The sequence below is a fragment of the Hyunsoonleella jejuensis genome (assembly GCF_900111025.1).
GTDB classification, from domain to species: domain Bacteria; phylum Bacteroidota; class Bacteroidia; order Flavobacteriales; family Flavobacteriaceae; genus Jejuia; species Jejuia jejuensis.
Genome location: NZ_FOFN01000001.1, coordinates 1,100,185 through 1,118,113, shown reverse-complemented (window position 1 = coordinate 1,118,113; position 17,929 = coordinate 1,100,185). Strand labels below are relative to the sequence as shown.

Sequence of the window (17,929 nt, the reverse complement as noted above, 5' to 3'; positions counted from 1 at the left end):
TAGTCTACATGGAAGAATTCACAAGAATAGACGAAGCATTCTATAGAGAAAAACAAATACAAGGTTGGAATAGAAGAAAGAAAGAAGCTCTTATTGAAAAGAATTATGATAATTTACCAGAACTGTCAATTGCTTACAGGGACAAGGTGTCTTCGAGAACCTCAGACACCACGAGAACCTCAGACACCACGAGAACCTCAGACACCACAAGAACCTCAAGCCATCTGATTTCTGAGAAACGTATTGAGAAAACTCGGAAAACACCTGAAAGCACTAATCAAAAAGGAAAATGAATTCTAGTTCGCAAACATTTAGAAGCAACGGTAAATTATTATTAACTGGCGAATACGTTGTTTTGGATGGTGCCATAGCACTTGCTGCACCAACAAAACAAGGGCAATCGTTATATGTTGAAACCATTATAGACCAAAAGATTCATTGGAAAAGTTTTGACGAAAATGGTAATTGTTGGTTTGACGCTGAATTTAATACTGTTGATTTTGAGGTTCTGAAACACACCTCGACTGGACTCAACACAAGTATTCAGCATATAAATATTGCACAACGACTAAAGCAAATACTTTCAGCGGTTAACACATTGAATCCAGACTTTTTAAATACCCACAATGGATACAAAGTTGAAACTCATTTAGATTTCCCTAATAACTGGGGACTTGGCACCTCTTCGACGTTAATTAATAATATAGCCCAATGGGCAAATGTTGATGCTTTTAAATTGTTAGAACTCACCTTTGGTGGTAGCGGGTATGATATTGCTTGTGCGCAACATAATACAGCAATTACATATCAATTACTGAACGGCACACCAATAGTAAAACCTGTAGTTTTTAACCCTTCATTTAAAAACCACCTCTATTTTGTATATCTAAATAAAAAACAAAATAGTCGAGATGGTATTGCACATTACAAAACGTTTCAACAGGATTTAGGTTCGGTTATCTCAGATATTACTACAATTACAACTCGAATGATTTCGTGTGAAAATTTAAAGGAATTCCAGGAATTGTTATTTACACACGAACAGGTTATTTCAAAAATAATACGGCAAGATACAGTTACATCTATACTTTTTAGTGATTTTGATGGTGCTTTAAAAAGTCTTGGGGCATGGGGTGGCGATTTTATTCTTGCAGCTTCGGAGCAAGATCCTAGCTCTTATTTCATAAAAAAAGGATTCCATACGGTTATTCCTTACCGTGATATGATTCTATAAAAAAAGCCCCAGTGAAAAACTGAGGCTATTTTTGAGTTAGTTTTTATGTAATTTATTGAATCTGAAGCTTCGCTCTGTTATCTTCAATATCAGCAGCTTCTTTTAAAGCATTGTACAGTTTAGAATTTACAACGCTAGATTTTTGTGTTTCTACTCTATTGGCAAAAGATTGGTAATTATCTAAATCAACTGCCGGTGTTTTTTTAGTTACCTGTACCATATAGACACCTCTCTCTCCTGTAATTAAATTTGATGTTTCACCTTCTTCAAGTGCAAACGCAGCTCCAACAACAATTGGCTCTCTTCCTGCTCCAGAAATAGTTGGGTTTTTCATATTTATTGCTAAAGCTGTTCTAACAGATGTGTTTTCAGCAGTAGCGAGGTCCTCTAAATTAGTAACAGTAACACGCTCTTTAATCAGTTCAGCTTTACGTTCTTTTCTTAATTTAGGAAGTACTGTGGCCGATGCATCCTCAACACTCATTAAACCTTCTTCATGCTTAGCAACCAATTGCGCAATAGCATATCCTCCAGATATGGTAAAACGTTTTATGTCTCCAACCTCAGCTTCATTATCAAATGTCCAACGTACTATTGGTCTTTGGTTTCCAATTCCCGGGATGTTTTCGTCTAATGCTTTAATTCCGTTTACAGGACGCACATTGTAGTTGTTACTTTTGGCTACTTCTTCAAAATCTCCTTCTGCAGCAGCAATCTCAAAATTAGAGGCATCCCTAAAAACAGCATTTACCGTAGCTTCAGATGGCTCAATCTTTCTTGCAATTGTTGCGAGTTGCACAGCTTTCTTTTTGTCTGTTAACCCTTCAATCTCCACAATATGAAAACCAAAAACGGTCTTAACAACATCAATATCACCAACTTTTCCATTAAATTCAAAATCGTTAAACTCTGTAACCATTGTGCCGTAAGGGTGCCAATCGTAACGTCCTTCGTTTTCTATACTGCCTCTATCTGTAGAAAATTCTTTGACAAACTCTGGAAACTTTGATTTATCCCTTTTTAAAATAGTTAGTAAACTATCTGCAGTAGCCTTTGCCTCTTCTTCAGTTTGTGTTGCTGGAGTTCCAGAACTTTGGGATCCAATGAACGGAATTAAAATATGTCTCACCTTTGCCGAATCTGGAATAGTTTTAGTTTCGATTAACTTAGTAAGCTTAAAGAACTCTCCGTCTCGGTAAGGCCCATAAGTTTCGCCTTCATTTAAACTGTAAAGACTATCTGAGATTTGAGCAGGTAAGCTAGATTTAAACACGAATCGCTCATCAAATTTGATATCAGATTCTGCTATTAAATTTACATACTCTTCGTTGTTTTTAACTGTTGAAAATGGCTCAATGATATCTGTTCTGCCGTTTTCATCAACAGATCTACCATTTTTAAAAGCGCTTAAAGATGCCTTAATCGCATTTTCATCTTCTACTGTAGCAGCTTCCTTAAACTCAACATATTTTATATCTCTAGAAGCTTCAACCTCATATTCGTTTTTGTGCTCTTTAATATATGCTGCAATATCAGATTTAGATACTGAAATTGTGCTGTCGGCAATTTTAGTGTAAGGTATTTGAACGAATTTTATATCTACTTTGTTACCTTCTAATTTATGCTCTAACTCCCCTTCTGCCAAAGTACCTACAAGACCTGCTTTTACTAAATTAAAATAGTTTTGTTGCAATGCACTATTCGCAAGATTCTGCTCGTAATTTACCCAATCTTGATATGTAATTTGCTGTCCTCCTAAAAACCCCGGACGTGGTGCATTAGCTTTTAAATTTGCGATAAACTCATTCAATTTATTTTCATCAAATAAACCTGCTTCATTTAAAAATTCTGGGTTAGATGATAATGGCCCTTTCAACAAATCACGCATTTGGTCTTTCTCAATAGAAATCTCAAGTTTGTCATATTGCGTTTCAAATATTGCATTTCTAACTTCCTGATTCCAAACATTATTCATTACCTGGGTATTGGTAGCATTCGGTCCCATTCTGCGCTGCATATTTTCAACTTTTTGCAAAAACGCATCACGGTCTATGTCTTTCCCATTTATAGTTGCTACTGTATTTTGAGACCTTGCCGAAAGCGCATCGCTATTTCTAAATAAATCTGCTAATACAAAAGAAAACAATGCCAATGCAATAACTATTATTAGGAATAAAGAGCGTTGTCTAATTTTATTTAAAACTGCCATCTGTAAATTATATTTTTAAACTGTTACGTTGGATAATTTGTCTATTTTCAACTTTTCCTCACACTCAAAACGCCTAAAACATTGAAAGGATTGTAATTTGATGAAAATATCGTGCGCGAAAATACTATTTTCTATTCAATAATGAAAGGAGAAATAGGCTTTAATTTAAGTTACACAGTGGATGTGCAAATGGCCTAATCTTCTTCAATAAGCTTTACTTCAACCAAATCAATTTTTGTATTGGAGACTTCTAAAATTGTAAACTGAAATGCATCTATAGTAATCACTTCGTCTTTTTGTGGAATTTGTTCCGTACGATTAACAATTAAACCACCTAATGTTTCGTAGTTTTCATCTTCTGGAAGGTTTATTTTATAGGTTTCGTTAATGTAATCTACCTCCATTCTTGCGGAAAACTGATAGGTATTCTTATTAATTTGCTCTTCCTTTAAAACCACGGTATCGTGTTCGTCTTCAATCTCACCAAATAGCTCTTCCACGATATCCTCGACGGTCATAATACCTGAAGTCCCGCCGTATTCATCCAAGACTACTGCAATACTTTTTCTTTTTTTAATTAAAATATTTAACACATCACTAACCAACACCGTACCAGGAACAAATTCTACCGGTAGTAAAATAGCCTTGATGGTTTTTGGTTTTTTAAACAGTTCGAAAGAATGTACATAGCCTAAGATATCATCTATGGAATCTTTATACACTAAAATTTTAGAGCAACCCGTATCAGTAAATAAAGCGTTTAAAGACTTTATAGACTCATTAATATCTACGGCAATAAGCTCTGTTCTAGGCACCATTACCTCTCGAGCTTTTACTTCTGAAAACTCCAAAGCATTTTGAAAGATCTGAATTTCTGAATCTACCTCATCATGCGCCTCTACAGACTCCATTTGCTCACTAATATAATTTCCTAATTCTACCTTGGTAAATGCCATTTGAATATTGTCACCATCGGTTTTAAAGAAATATTTTAGAACCAAATCTGATATCCAAATCACGAAATCTGATATCCAAGTAAACAATACATAAAAGATGTAAGCTGGTACTGCTAAAATTTTTAAAAGTGTGTTGGCGTAGATTTGGAAAAATACTTTTGGCAAAAATTCTGCAGTGATTAAGATTACAAACGTAGAGATTATGGTTTGCGTTAACAGGCTTAAATCGGTTAGCAGATAAGTAATCAATGCTGAGTTTGATGGCAACATGGATTGAAACCAGTGTACCAAAACATCACCCATAAAAAACCCGTAAATTACCAATGCTATATTGTTACCAATAAGCATGGTGGTAATAAATTTGGAAGGTTTGGCCGTTAATCTTCTAAGCACTGTTGCCAGAACACCTTCCTGTTTTTTCTCTATTTCAATGTGAATTTTATTGGAAGAGACATATGCAATTTCCATTCCTGAAAAGAATGCAGAAAGGATTAAGGACAGTACAATAATAACAACGTAAATCGTCATTTATTTGTCTCTATTTTCAAATTTCTTCATAAATCTTCTTCTGAAGAAGAACATGAAAATTGCTGTTATCCCCAATAAAATGGAAGGATAGGCAATTTCGCCATTGGCCGTATATTTTGTAATTGCATCGCCTAAAAACAATACCCCAAAAACTAAGTATACAAATTGGAAAAACTTAGCGTATCTCATAATTGAATAAATTATGGTACAAAGATACTTAAAATAGAACTTTAAATATGAAATGTAATGTAAAGACCCAAAAATTATTCATCTACAGTAATAAGACCAGTGATTTCTAAAACTTCAGCGTTTGTGAATTTTGAATTAGAATCGAAACCATTGCCATTTATTAAATCACGACCGGTTCTAAACGTAACAGGTTTATTAGTAAATAGCCATTCTTTTTCTTGATCGTAGTATAATTGTTCTGCAAAAAGCGTGTCGTTACTATGCGTGGTAATTACTACGTTACCCTGCAAATCGATGATATTAGTTTTGTTGTAAATAATAGCATAATCAGAAACTACAACGCTTTTCTTGCCATCTTCAAAAAGTTCTAAATTAACACCATCGGTAAATTCGTTGTAGGCAAATTTCCTATTACTGTAATCGTACATTTTTGGACTTTTTAGTATAGCCTTTACTTTACCAGAATCTGTATATTTTAAATTGATATTTTCTGCAACACCAATAGGTTCGTTTTCAGAAATACCAATTTTCTGAATATCTTTAAAGTTGTTTTTACACGAAAAAAACATAGCCATAACTAACGCTATGACTATGTTTAAAATTTTATATTTAGCTATTCGTTCTTGCATTAAATTTTTGGCACTGTTACAGAACCTCCAATCCAGCATCCAATATTTATAACTGTACCGCCATTTCCAGCTTGGAAAATCTCTGCTCTTTGTGGCGCCTTAGCTTCATAATTTGCAGCACTTTGGGCAGCCGCCTTATTTAAAGTAGGATCTACCCTAGATGCTTTTCTTGCCTCCTGGGCAGCATACCAATACACAGCTCTTTTGTTAAAATTGGTATCTCCACAGTCTTTTGCACTTGCGGCATACATTGCAGCTATAGATAAGTGTGGACGACCATTTGAAGGGTTAAGCTTTAAGGCATCTCTAAAATACCCTCTTGCTTGACCGTATCTGCCTTTTTTCTTTAAAATTAAGCCAATTCTATTAGCTAGTTTAGATTTCTTAAAGGTATCTGTCTCTAAATCGTAAGATTCCTTTAGGTACTTTTCAGCCTCTGAAGTTTTTCCATTTTTAAGTAAAATCGTAGCCACAAAATATTTGGTATCTGCAGAAGGTGCAGTAGCGTCGTATGCCTTAACCAGTTTTTCGTATAATGGATCATCAGTACACTCTTTGTTAAACATTCTACTTACAGCACGCTTCAACCAAACTGCGTCATTTATATTCGCATCAAAATCTTTACTGTATAACGGAATTAAGTTTTCACAATTGGCACGTCCTCCCAATTGGGAATCAATACTTCCTGATATTTGGTCGAAAGCATTAAGTATTTGACCATAGTACTTTTCGTATTTTTTATCTTTAGAGGTTAAAGGCGTTCCCGATTCCTCTTTCTGAACAAGTTTATTCAATTTTTCAGAAGCTATTTGAACTTCCTCTTCAATTTTCTCAACGACATCATCGTATTTATTAAAAAGGTCTTTTGCTGGTTTTAAACCTGCATCATACAACTTTACCATTAAATAAAAGTAAGTGTATAAACTTTTTGGGTTATCGAATGTTTTTTTATCGTCATTGTAAGCTGCATCAAAACAATCGTACAATTCTTTATCGCTTTTTCCTAAAACCTCCTTGTTATCAAACATTAATTGACATGCTTTGGCGGCATATTCTCCTTTTGGGGTTTTAGATGCAAAATGCTCTCGTCTATCTTCCCAAAGCTTCATTAAATCATTAAGGTAACCTACTTTGTCATTGCCAGTAGATTTATCTATTTGATAATCAAGTATTTTTTCACCATATACATATATAGCGCGGTTAAATTTTGGGTTTTCGGCCCAAAGCTCCTTAAAAGGCTTGTAAGCTGCCTCATAATTTTTTGCTTTGGCATATTCTGTCATTATAGATAATTTAGCCATTTGCTCTTCATTTTGAGCACCCACACTATTTACACCCGCTATTAAGAAAGTGAATAAAAATGTTAATAATGTAAATTTTGTTCTCATGATAATCGTGTTACGCTGTTAGTCATATTTCCTCTTTTGAAACCATCTATCGTTCAAAGATAAACTAATCTGAAAGTTTATAAAATTCTCTTGTATTAAATTCTGATTTGTCGTGCCTTTTCTACCTACTTCTAATCCTATATTTGCATTTGAACCAAAATCTCCAACTGGTATACCTACACCAAAAGATATGCCAAACTCTTTTATGGATTCATTTTCAATACTTAAGCCTGTATTTTCCATTCGCAATCCTGCTCTATAAACCAAACGTTTAAAATAACTTGAAAAGGAATTATATTCTGGTATGTAAAATCCACCTAATGAAAACCTAGAAGCATCCTGATAACTAGTTGCTGATGTTTGGTATAGAATATTCTCAAAATTACTAATCTTCTGGCTTTCGTATTCTACACCTACAAACCATTTTCTTGCTTGCCCAAGGCCTGCGCCAAAAGAAAATTTTGAAGGTAACACCAAATCGGTCTCTAATAGACCTTGTGCTTCTAAATCATCATCAATGGTGCTTAAAACAATTTCGTCTCCAGAGCCTGCAATGGCAACCGTTGAAAAACTGCGCTGATTTTTTGATGTTATATTACTTTCTGGTGTAAAGGTAAGTGCCGTAGTTAACTCTAAAGATTTGCTTAGTTTTGATTTATAGTACAATCCGAAATCAAAATTCAAACCACTTAAATCAGAACGATTATTTTCTCTCGATTGAGCTAACAAAGGTATGCCATCATTATCGAACCTAAATTCCATAGCACTGTTTTGAATGTTCCCAAAATTATACTGAGCATTTACACCTAAACTGAAATTATTAGAAATACTATATGCTACCCCAAAAAAGGCTTTATTTAATCCACCCTCTCCATTATATCTATTTGTGGTAACTCCGTCATCGTTATCTGTTTCCAATTTGTAGCCCACAGCAGTATAAGGCAAAAGCCCCATGCCTACTCCAAATCTCCCAACAGGAAAGTTTAAGGCTAAATAATCAAAAGTAGCTGAAGATACATTAGCAGTCCCTGCATTACTTTTTAAATTGATACTGGAATAATTACCACCAATTGCATATTTAACGGGCCTACTTTCATTATTAAACATTAAAAGATTTGGTCCCGTAAATGAAGCTGGATTACGAAGATTAATATGTATACTATCTCTGTAGATACTTAATCCTCCCATACTTCTATTCTCTACAGTTCCCTTAAATTTAAGGCTTCCTATGCCGTAAAACGAGTATGGAGAAGCTGTTCCTTCTTGAGCATACGCCGTGATAGTGAAAATAGCAACAAAAACTACTACCAGTTTTTTTATCATTAGTTTGAATTAAATTTCAAAATATAGTTTAAACCTTCCAAAAGAAAATTAGAGTTGGCAAATATGCTACTTTTTAATTGTTTTGACAAGAAATTAGCATCGCCACCTGTTAAAATAACTGTTAAATCCAAGTATTTTTCTTTATAGCTTTTAATAGAGCCATCAATTTCGTTAATAACACCATTTATAACACCAGAATGTATAGAACTTTGTGTTGATGTTCCAATAATATGTTTAGGCATTTTTGTTTCTAGTAACGGTAAATTAGCGGTTAAATTATGTAGTGCCCTGTAGCGCATTCTAATTCCAGGAGAAATGGCACCACCGAGATACTCGTTCTTATCGGTAATAAAATCGTAAGTAATACAAGTACCCGCATCTATAATTAGTGCATTATTTTTAGGATAATGATATACTGACGCGCTAACTAGCGCAATTCTATCTATCCCCAAAGTTTTTGGCGTATTATAACTATTTTTAAAAGGTACTTTTGTGGTATGATTTAACTGAAGTACGTCAATTTGTTTGTGTATGGCACTAATTTGACTAGTTTTTAAAGCCCCAACGGAAGAAATAATAGCGTTTTTGAGTTTAGGAAAATCATGTTTTAAATTTTTAACCTCATCTACAACATCTCCCAATTCCACAGCGGTTTTAAATACCAACGCATCAGATTCGAAGACCGCCAGTTTCACAAATGTATTGCCAACATCAATTATTAAATTCATTACAAATTGTAAAAGTGTAAATCTACAAAACCAAGTGAATTAATATGTTAAGTATATTATAATTATTGAATTGGCTACTAAGCTATCTTTTTTGTATTTTTATTTTGGCAAATAATAAAAATGCATATATATTTGCATCCGCTTTGGCGAGGTACCTTAGCTCAGTTGGTAGAGCAAAGGACTGAAAATCCTTGTGTCCCTGGTTCGATTCCTGGAGGTACCACTTAAATTAACCCTTACTTGTTTGAATATCAAACTTTTAAGGGTTTTTTATTTCTTGAAAGGGACAACATTCGGGACAACATCGAATAATTTGCTTCAAAATTAACGTACTTAAACCTGAATGAATTTAGAGTTCTTCTTTTGAAATTTAAAAAGAAATTAATATCGTTTACTAAAATTAATTAATTTTTTTTAGTTCATTAATTTTTCCAAAACCAATTGAATAATTATAGGGAGAGTTGTGACTGCGATTATACCTAAAGCATTCCATATAGCCTTTATACCTATAGGCAACGTGGGGATACCTGATATTTTACTATTTATTTCAAGTAGTGAATTGTATTTACTGGTATCAATTACCTTATCCATTTTGGCTTTATTAAGCAATCCATCAATCTCTATTTGTAATAACTGTGCAATTTCGTCTTTAAGATCTCTTTTCTGATGTTGAATTTTGTTTCTAATTGGAATCATTGGAATAATATATGCCAATAAAATAATTAATGCTGCAAATAAAGAATAACCTATAACCAATGTATTATAGGGAATTTGAGAAAAATAAATACTTCCAATCGAAAAAGCAACATAGAATGATGCAATCACACTAGCCATTTGAGATAAGGTAACAACAAATTTCACTGCAATATTAGTTCTGTCATAAATTTTTGCATTAATTTTTTTTGAAGCTTTATATAAAAGAACAAACAACATCGACAATGCGAACAAACTTGCTCCAGTTAGAAAGTTTACTATAAACAAGAAAACTGATAACTGAAATTTTAAAATAAAGTTTTCATCCCACAACCCAAATATAAAGGGCGTTATACCAACCATAACACCGTAAATTATAGCTACGTAAATCCAAAATGGGTTGTTAAAAACTTTTACAAAAAGAGATTTAAGATAATCCTTATCAAAATCATTTAATTCTTCAGCAAATGAACTGGCATTGTTAGACATAAACTTTTTTATCGATGAAATCCCAAGGATTAAGACAAAAGTTCCTCCCAAAAGCAAGCCAACAAATATAGAATCAATTATCTCATTATTAATTAAATATTGACTAACAGTATATACCGAACCTGATAAAATTAATATTGTTAAATAAAATATATTAAACCCTCTTTTGGACAGAATCCAACTTTGAATAATACTAGTTATTTCCATGATCTATGAATTTATTTATTTCTTGAACTACCTCTCTATCAAAAAGTATTGAGTTATGTAGTAACTTCTTTTTTGTCTGCACATTATTACCTAAATACAACAAACTACTCCTTGGACAAACCAAACTATCAGCATTAGAATAAATATTTAATGAATTCTTATTAAATGCTTTTGCCATCGAATTAATGAAACAACTTTTAGGTCTCATTTGCTTACCACATGAACCTAAAGCAAAACTTGCTAATTTTGTACCTAAATGAGGAGTGCTAATCATAATGGACTTCACCTTATTTGAATCCCTCAATCGCTCAAGGACGCACCTAGCTATTAATCCTCCCATGCTATGCCCAATAAGAACTATTTCTTTTTCAGGATTATTAGAAATAACTGAATGAATTTCTACCATTAATTTCTCTATCTCCAAATCTAAATCCCCAAGAAATGGCCTATATTTTATTGTCTTAAAGCTTACATCTGATTCTTTAAGACACTTTCTAAATTCATAAAAAACAAATTGCGTCTCAGTATATCCAGGAAGCATTAATACCAAAGTGTTTTTGTTTCCATTATAAACTTCCCATCTAGAAAAATATTCGTACGGCATCATAATAAAAATAACGCATTGCAAAAACCACTCTTTAATTATTGAACTTATAGGAAAATCAATTATCACCTTGTGCTTGGAAGAATACTCTTCAAATGAACAAATCAGAAAAGTAACAACACAATAAATCAATGGTATTACGAGCAAGCAAAGAAGTAGAATCATCTTTCAAATTATTCTTAAAAATAAGATAAAATATTAAAAAGGCACTAAACCTAACAAACATAGTCTGCCATTCATAAGGTTCATTTTTTCACCTCGGGGACGTTTCGAAAAATGTCAATGTGGGGGTGGGTTCTAATTAGGGTACTTCTTGTTGTTTATATATGAAGTTCAAAAAAATATTTTATTATTTTTTTTTAATCAACTATTTCATATCTCTGCAATTCATATACATAAAAATGCTGACAACTGAATACATAGAATATCAGAAACAACTTCGGAAGGTTTTTAAAGCTTTAGAAGAAAAATATGAATCACTTACATCGGAACAAAATAAGTTAGGATATCAGCAGCGTAATGAACTTATTTCACATGTATTGTCTGGATACAAAAACGACGAACAGCTTCTATCAAAGAAAAAAGAATGGGAAGCTGTCGGATTAGAGATTCGAGTTATTACTTGGATTTATAAGTTAATGAAAAACAATAGAGATTTATATGGATATTTCGAAAACCCACGAGAAATAACTTCAGAACTTCTAAGTCTAATTAAGAAATCTGAGGAAAAGGAATTATTTGAAATAGCTGCTATTCTTAATTATTGGAGATTAAAGATTATTTAATCTATTAACCAAAATTTAATGGTTATAATTTTTATGCTCTGTTAAATTAAAAATTAGTGATTATCTTTAGTGTATCATAATATTATTACCTTAAAAAATATTTGATACTAACTAATATCGTAATTAAAGAAAATAATCTACCCTGATAAACAAAATATAAAATACGAGGCCAAAATAATATGCAAGTACAAGAATTAGTCCATAAAATCGCAACTACAAAAGAAGCTAAATCACACCTCACAAAATTGATTGAAGCATTCCAAAACATGGACTACCATAAGCTAAACGAATTGTTGGATGAAGAAGCTTATTACGAGGACATGAAAAAAACAGCATTCATCTATCAACAAATGCAAATCTTTAAAGAGTTTCGTGAAAAGGGAGATACAAATCTTGAACTCTCTACAAATATTTGCACTGGATGCCTCTGTAGCGAACCAGTTTTTGTGTTTACTGGTAATAATTCTGGCCATAAATATGCGATCTATATACAATTTACCGAAGGTGAAATAACCGATATTTTCAGATGCTCAGAACAATCCAATATTTTTGATTGCTTGCCTCCTTTTTAGAATCATTATGTATTAAGATTTATTTGTAAGTTTTTTATACTAGTTTAAGTGTATTTTTAATACCTTTAAGTCTCTCTAATTGCAATTATAATGGCTCAAAACAAACCTACTTAATTGTAATATTTTTTTTGCGCTTATACTGCCACGTATTTAGCATGAAATAATAAAATTAGCAACAAAAAACTATACCAAAGTTCACTTGGTAGTCAAATTTAACTTATAGTAATTTTAATGGACGCATTTAAAACACACGATCAAGTAATATCAAATTATAGAGATTATTTAAATTCATTTTTAAACATTGCAGATGAGCGTATTAAAGAAGAGGTTAGAAAGGCTTTTGAAAGCGATGGTTTTATTCCTGATCCATTAATCCAATTTAATCCTTCTTTTAAAAAAGGAAATTCTTTGAAAGATCTATTTGATCAAGGTTTAATTAATAAAAATTTAATTAAAACGTTTGGAGATTTCAATTTGTATAGTCATCAAACAGAAGCTATTCAAATTGGGATTCAAAACCAAGGATTTGTAGTAACTTCTGGAACTGGGTCAGGTAAATCCTTAACCTATTTAGCAACTATATTTAATTCTATTTTCAATCAGGGAAATAAAAAAAAGAAAGGTGTTAAGGCAATCCTAGTTTATCCAATGAATGCTTTGATTAATTCTCAACAAGGTGAGATTGAAAAATATGCTGAAAACTTTGGATCTGAATTCCCGATAACTTTTGCCAAATATACGGGTCAAGAAAACGCTGAAACGAGAGATAAAATTAAAAATGATCAACCAGACATCATATTAACAAACTATATGATGCTAGAGTTGATTATGACAAGACAATCGGAATCTTGGTTACGTGATTCATTGAAAGATAATCTGGAATTTTTAGTATTTGATGAACTGCATACTTATAGAGGTAGGCAAGGTTCAGATGTTAGTATGCTTATAAGGCGTATTAGAAGCTTTTGTTCTTTAAACATAGTAACTATCGGAACCTCTGCAACCATGTCTTCTGGTGGAAGTCCCACCGAAAAAAAGGAAGCCGTTGCTAATGTGGCTACCAAAATTTTTGGTGTTCATTATGATACTCACCAAATTATAGGTGAATATCTTCAGACATGCACCCTTGGAAATATTTTCAATTCTATAGACCTAAGAAACTCCATTCAAAAAGGCATCAATAATCAAGACGATGAAGATACATTCATTAATCATCCTTTAACCAATTGGCTTGAATTAAATATTGCATTAAAAGATAATGAAGGTCTACTTGAAAGAGGTAAGCCCAAAACGATTAAAACAATTGCTTCTTTATTAAAAAAAGCAACAGAATTAGATATTCAATTAATAGAGGGCAAACTTATTGACTTATTAAAATGGACGGAGTATTTAAATGAAAAAAATAGAGTTCAAAATACTGGCAAAAGCTTTTTACCATTTCGTTTTCATCAATTTATCTCTCAAACAAGTACGGTATCTGTAACATTAGAACAACGAAATGTAAGAAGTATAACCATTAAGTCTGGAAGGTATATAAGGGAAGGAAATGAAGAAAAATTTCTATATCCAATTTTGTTTAGCAGGTATTCAGGTATGGATTTTATTTGCGTAGAAAAAGATGTAGATAAGCAAATATTATTACCTAGGAATCCTGATGAACCAGTTAGAACTTTAACATTAAGGGAGGGGACCAGAGAAAATCTAATTGAAAGAAATTTCAGTTCGGGTTATTTAATTCTTGATGAAGGGGAAACTTTTTGGAATGAAGACCCTATTGAAATAGCTCCATCAAATTGGTTAAACCCTAGTGAAACGCAATTTAAGCCATATTATAATTGGCAAATGCCAGAATTGGTTTATTTCAACTCTAGTGGTGCTTATTCATCAGAGCCTATTTACCCTCTTAGAGGTTATTACATACCAGTTAAACTTCGTATTGACCCATCTGCGGGTATTATTTATGAAGATTCAAAAACCAATGAAGGAACAAAGTTAATGAAGTTAGGTAATGAAGGTAGAAGTACTGCTACAACTATATTATCTTATGCCGTTATAGACTCGCTTTACAAGCAAAAAGAGGAATTAAAAGATCAGAAATTATTAAGTTTTACCGACAATAGACAAGATGCATCTTTACAAGCTGGACATTTTAATGATTTTCTTTCATCCATAAGGTTACGTTCAGGATTATATCACGCCCTAAAAAACAATCCTTCTGGTTTAAGAGTGCATGAAATTGCCGAACATGTATATAAAGAACTAAAATTAAAGGAAGATGCATTTGCAAAAACCCCTTCTGCAGATCCAGACTTCCCTGATCGTGATAATGAAAGAGCGATTAAAACGTACCTTCTAATTAGAATATTTCAAGATCTTAAAAGAGGATGGCGTTATACGCTGCCTAACCTTGAGCAAACGGCGTTATTAAAAGTTGAATATCATGAATTGAGTAGATTATGTGGCATGGATCAAAAATTTGCTCATATACCTTTTTTTAGCGATTTATCTCCAGAAATAAGAGAAGAAATTCTGACTCAATTATTCAATTATTTTAGAACGAATTATGCACTGGACCATCGCTTTTTGGTTGAAGATCGTTCTGAAACTGAAAGTTTTCTAAAAAATAAATTAGATGATAAAAAATTGTGGTCATTGGATCATAGGGAATCTATAGAAAGCCCGACATATATGGTGCCTGTAAGACCTGGTAGAGCCCAAAGGGGTATTTATTTTGGAACTATCGGGTTACGATCTGGGTTGGGTAAATATATTAAAAGAAAGATGCTTGAAAATGACTTTGTTCCATTAAGTCAAGATGAGTATAGAGATTTTATTGAGAGCTTATGTGATTTGCTAACTGCCACAAACTTTTTATCAAAAAGAGAAAACTTAAGAGGATCTGGAGGAACCGTTGATGGGTATCTACTTAGATCAGATAATCTTATTTGGGTTCCTGGTGATGCTCAAACTGTTCCAATTGATGCAACGAGAATAAATACTTATCGTACCTTAGAAATTCGGCCAAACTTATATTTTCAACAACTTTATCAAACGGACTTTGCTAAATATCAAAAAGAAATTGAAGCCAGAGAACATACAGGGCAAGTTAATAGTGATACTAGAATAGAGCGAGAAGAAGCTTTTAGAAAAGGAGAAATCTCTACCATGTATTGTTCTCCAACAATGGAATTAGGTATTGATATATCTAATCTTAATATTGTTCATATGCGTAACGTACCACCTAACCCAGCAAATTATGCACAACGAAGTGGTCGTGCAGGTAGAAGTGGTCAAACTGCAGTTGTGTTTACATATTGTTCCGCTTGGTCAGCACACGATCAAAATTATTTCAATGCATCTGAAACTATGGTTGCTGGAACGGTGGTTCCTCCAAGAATAGATTTAATCAATGATGAACTACTCACCTCCCATTTCAACGCTTATATTTTAATGGAATTAGCTTTAGCAGATTTAAATTCTTCAGTGGCAGATTTACTTGATTTAACAAATGAAAAAAAATTGTCAGTAAAGCAAAATATAATAGATGCCATAGATAATGGTATAGTAAATCATAAGGATAAATGGTTATCATCATATAGAAAAGTGATTTCAAGCATAGAGCCTGAACTTCAAGAAACTTGGTGGTATTCTGATAGATGGTTAGAAAACAAAATATCTTCATTTTCTGAACGATTTAATGGTGCATTTACCAGATGGCGTAATTTGTTTATGGCTGCAAAGTCAATGATTTTAAAATCTCGTATTGTTCTTGATGATCCTGTAATAAGATCTGACAGCGATCAAAAAATTGAAGCCAAAAAACAACATGCAATTGGCTTGAAACAAATTGAACTTTTAAAAAATGATACCACAAAAGGATATAAAAATCAATCAGAATTTTATGTTTTTAGATATTTAGCATCAGAAGGGTTTTTACCAGGATATAATTTTACTCGTTTGCCAGTTAGAACCTTTATTGGCTATAAGCATACAGACCAAGGAGAATATATTTCACGACCAAGAGGAATTGCTCTGAAGGAATTTGGTCCACACAACACCCTATATCATAACGGAAGTAAATATCGTATGAATCGTATGATGTTGATGGATTCAGACACACATCAACGTAAAATTAAAATATCAAAAGCAACAGGATATGCTTTTTTAGATGATGAAGCAGAATTAGCCAACAATGATCCTATTACATTAGCTGAATTAAAGGGTAATAATCATGAATACAGAAGTACATTAATAGAACTATCAGAATGTGAAGGTGTTCCTCAAGAACGTATTTCGTGTGTTGAAGAAGATCGATCTTCAGTTGGGTACATGATAGAAGAATATTTTAGATACACTAAGGGTATCGAACATACTAAAAACTTGGTAGTCCAAAGAGGTGGTGAAAAATTATTAAATCTAATCTTTGATCAATCTACAGAATTAATAAAATTGAATCGACGATCTCGAAGGTCTACTTCTGAAACTGATGGATTTGCTATTGATAAAAGAAATGGTAAATGGCTAACTCAAAGAGATATAGACACCAATCAGGAAACATTAGATAACAAAAAAGATGTTATGATTTTTGTTCGTGATACTGCGGATACCCTATATATTCAACCATTGGCTAATTTAGGATTAACTCCTGAACAGGTGATTACATTAAGCTATGCCTTAAAGCGTGGCATTGAAAGTTTTTTCCAAGTGGAAGAGAGTGAAATTGGGGTAAATGTATTAGGCAACTTAGACAATCCAAATATTTTAATTTATGAGGCAGCAGAAGGTAGTTTAGGGATATTATCTCAACTTATTCAAGAGCCTGAGAAATTAAATCAATTATTTGAAGACAGTTATCGCAATCTCCATTTCAACCCTGAAACCAGAGAGGAAACTGAAGTTGGGGAAAACCTTCCAAGAGCATCTTATGAAGACTTATTATCCTATTACAATCAAAGACATCATGAAATTTTAGATCGGTATAGCATTAAAGAAGTTTTGGAGCAATTAATGGATTGTGATTTAACCCTTGTACAAGAAGGAAATGACAGAGAGGAGCAATACCGTTATTTATTAGAAGCCTATGATAAAAATAGTGCTACAGAACTACCACTTATTAAATATCTATATAAAAACAAACTGGCTTTACCAGATAAGGCGCAAGTGTATATGGATGATTTTTATATAAGTCCTGATTTTGTTTATAACACATCTAATGGTCCTGTACTACTATTTTGTGATGGGTCTATTCATGATAAAGCAAGTGTGAACAAAGACGATTTACATAAGCGAAAGCTATTACGAGATGCAGGTTATGATGTAATTGAATGGCATTATAAAGAAAAAGTTGAAGAATTAGTTTTGAGAAGAAAAGACGTTTTTAGAAAAGTTAATTAAT

The 17,929-nt window shown here is 32.7% G+C and carries 14 protein-coding genes and 1 tRNA gene; 6 read left to right on the top strand and 9 right to left on the bottom strand.

What is annotated here, in order from left to right; genetic code table 11:
• Positions 1 to 8: 8 nt before the first annotated feature.
• On the top strand, positions 9 to 293 hold the full coding sequence (locus BMY39_RS15340; RefSeq protein ID WP_317039322.1) for a hypothetical protein: 285 nt from the start codon (positions 9 to 11) through the stop codon (positions 291 to 293).
• Positions 290 to 1,234 (top strand): GYDIA family GHMP kinase, encoded by a 945-nt coding sequence (locus BMY39_RS04795; protein WP_092576285.1) that lies wholly within the window; start codon positions 290 to 292, stop codon positions 1,232 to 1,234. The genes BMY39_RS15340 and BMY39_RS04795 overlap by 4 nt, the downstream gene beginning before the upstream one ends.
• A 52-nt stretch (positions 1,235 to 1,286) precedes the next feature.
• Here BMY39_RS04795 and BMY39_RS04790 read toward each other — a convergent pair whose 3' ends face one another.
• From BMY39_RS04790 to BMY39_RS04760, 7 genes are all read right to left on the bottom strand, one after another.
• Complete coding sequence (locus BMY39_RS04790) at positions 1,287 to 3,443, bottom strand: peptidylprolyl isomerase (protein ID WP_092576282.1); 2,157 nt, start codon at positions 3,441 to 3,443, stop codon at positions 1,287 to 1,289.
• Positions 3,444 to 3,637: 194 nt separating this feature from the next.
• A complete protein-coding gene (locus tag BMY39_RS04785; protein ID WP_092576279.1) occupies positions 3,638 to 4,927 on the bottom strand; it encodes a hemolysin family protein in 1,290 nt (429 codons plus the stop codon).
• Entirely contained in the window at positions 4,928 to 5,116 is a 189-nt protein-coding gene (locus tag BMY39_RS04780; RefSeq protein ID WP_092576277.1) for a hypothetical protein, read from the bottom strand. It lies immediately after the preceding gene.
• A gap of 74 nt (positions 5,117 to 5,190) precedes the next feature.
• Positions 5,191 to 5,745, bottom strand: a complete 555-nt coding sequence (gene lptC / locus BMY39_RS04775) for an LPS export ABC transporter periplasmic protein LptC (RefSeq protein WP_092576270.1) — start codon at positions 5,743 to 5,745, stop codon at positions 5,191 to 5,193.
• The gene (locus BMY39_RS04770) at positions 5,745 to 7,133 is read right to left on the bottom strand and encodes a tetratricopeptide repeat protein (protein WP_092576267.1); all 1,389 of its coding nucleotides are present in this window, start codon (positions 7,131 to 7,133) and stop codon (positions 5,745 to 5,747) included. The genes lptC and BMY39_RS04770 overlap by 1 nt, the downstream gene beginning before the upstream one ends.
• 18 nt (positions 7,134 to 7,151) lie before the next feature.
• Positions 7,152 to 8,456 carry a BamG family beta-barrel-assembly machinery protein gene (locus BMY39_RS04765; protein WP_092576262.1) on the bottom strand — a complete coding sequence of 435 codons (1,305 nt, stop codon included), beginning with the start codon at positions 8,454 to 8,456 and terminating at the stop codon, positions 7,152 to 7,154.
• Positions 8,456 to 9,184 carry a type III pantothenate kinase gene (locus BMY39_RS04760; RefSeq protein WP_092576259.1) on the bottom strand — a complete coding sequence of 243 codons (729 nt, stop codon included), beginning with the start codon at positions 9,182 to 9,184 and terminating at the stop codon, positions 8,456 to 8,458. The genes BMY39_RS04765 and BMY39_RS04760 overlap by 1 nt, the downstream gene beginning before the upstream one ends.
• A gap of 150 nt (positions 9,185 to 9,334) precedes the next feature.
• On the opposite strand from BMY39_RS04760, the gene BMY39_RS04755 reads away from it, so the two are divergent.
• Positions 9,335 to 9,407: transfer RNA gene (locus tag BMY39_RS04755), tRNA-Phe, on the top strand.
• A 191-nt stretch (positions 9,408 to 9,598) separates the two neighbouring features.
• On the opposite strand, the gene BMY39_RS04750 is transcribed toward BMY39_RS04755, so the two are convergent.
• Together BMY39_RS04750 and BMY39_RS04745 are read right to left on the bottom strand one after the other, a co-directional pair.
• On the bottom strand, positions 9,599 to 10,573 hold the full coding sequence (locus tag BMY39_RS04750) for a hypothetical protein (RefSeq protein ID WP_092576256.1): 975 nt from the start codon (positions 10,571 to 10,573) through the stop codon (positions 9,599 to 9,601).
• The gene (locus tag BMY39_RS04745) at positions 10,560 to 11,180 is read right to left on the bottom strand and encodes an alpha/beta fold hydrolase (protein ID WP_177176544.1); all 621 of its coding nucleotides are present in this window, start codon (positions 11,178 to 11,180) and stop codon (positions 10,560 to 10,562) included. The genes BMY39_RS04750 and BMY39_RS04745 overlap by 14 nt, the downstream gene beginning before the upstream one ends.
• A 398-nt stretch (positions 11,181 to 11,578) precedes the next feature.
• Here BMY39_RS04745 and BMY39_RS04740 point away from each other — a divergent pair, with 398 nt between their 5' ends.
• The 3 genes from BMY39_RS04740 (at position 11,579) to BMY39_RS04730 (ending at position 17,928) form a co-directional block, all read left to right on the top strand.
• Positions 11,579 to 11,962, top strand: a complete 384-nt coding sequence (locus BMY39_RS04740) for a hypothetical protein (RefSeq protein WP_143064737.1) — start codon at positions 11,579 to 11,581, stop codon at positions 11,960 to 11,962.
• 179 nt (positions 11,963 to 12,141) lie between these two features.
• On the top strand, positions 12,142 to 12,534 hold the full coding sequence (locus BMY39_RS04735; protein ID WP_092576242.1) for a hypothetical protein: 393 nt from the start codon (positions 12,142 to 12,144) through the stop codon (positions 12,532 to 12,534).
• A gap of 231 nt (positions 12,535 to 12,765) precedes the next feature.
• Complete coding sequence (locus BMY39_RS04730) at positions 12,766 to 17,928, top strand: DEAD/DEAH box helicase (RefSeq protein ID WP_092576237.1); 5,163 nt, start codon at positions 12,766 to 12,768, stop codon at positions 17,926 to 17,928.
• The last annotated feature ends 1 nt before the right edge of the window (position 17,929 follow it).

What these genes read in the sequence shown, in the direction of transcription:
- BMY39_RS04795 (WP_092576285.1), top strand. Translation starts at nt 290, where the DNA reads ATGAATTCTAGTTCGCAAACATTTAGAAGCAACGGTAAATTATTATTA.
- BMY39_RS04765 (WP_092576262.1), bottom strand. Translation starts at nt 8,456, where the DNA reads ATGATAAAAAAACTGGTAGTAGTTTTTGTTGCTATTTTCACTATCACG.
- BMY39_RS15340 (WP_317039322.1), top strand. Translation starts at nt 9, where the DNA reads ATGGAAGAATTCACAAGAATAGACGAAGCATTCTATAGAGAAAAACAA.
- BMY39_RS04730 (WP_092576237.1), top strand. Translation starts at nt 12,766, where the DNA reads ATGGACGCATTTAAAACACACGATCAAGTAATATCAAATTATAGAGAT.
- BMY39_RS04770 (WP_092576267.1), bottom strand. Translation starts at nt 7,133, where the DNA reads ATGAGAACAAAATTTACATTATTAACATTTTTATTCACTTTCTTAATA.
- BMY39_RS04735 (WP_092576242.1), top strand. Translation starts at nt 12,142, where the DNA reads ATGCAAGTACAAGAATTAGTCCATAAAATCGCAACTACAAAAGAAGCT.
- BMY39_RS04750 (WP_092576256.1), bottom strand. Translation starts at nt 10,573, where the DNA reads ATGGAAATAACTAGTATTATTCAAAGTTGGATTCTGTCCAAAAGAGGG.
- BMY39_RS04745 (WP_177176544.1), bottom strand. Translation starts at nt 11,180, where the DNA reads ATGATGCCGTACGAATATTTTTCTAGATGGGAAGTTTATAATGGAAAC.
- BMY39_RS04785 (WP_092576279.1), bottom strand. Translation starts at nt 4,927, where the DNA reads ATGACGATTTACGTTGTTATTATTGTACTGTCCTTAATCCTTTCTGCA.
- BMY39_RS04790 (WP_092576282.1), bottom strand. Translation starts at nt 3,443, where the DNA reads ATGGCAGTTTTAAATAAAATTAGACAACGCTCTTTATTCCTAATAATA.
- BMY39_RS04780 (WP_092576277.1), bottom strand. Translation starts at nt 5,116, where the DNA reads ATGAGATACGCTAAGTTTTTCCAATTTGTATACTTAGTTTTTGGGGTA.
- BMY39_RS04760 (WP_092576259.1), bottom strand. Translation starts at nt 9,184, where the DNA reads ATGAATTTAATAATTGATGTTGGCAATACATTTGTGAAACTGGCGGTC.
- lptC (WP_092576270.1), bottom strand. Translation starts at nt 5,745, where the DNA reads ATGCAAGAACGAATAGCTAAATATAAAATTTTAAACATAGTCATAGCG.
- BMY39_RS04740 (WP_143064737.1), top strand. Translation starts at nt 11,579, where the DNA reads ATGCTGACAACTGAATACATAGAATATCAGAAACAACTTCGGAAGGTT.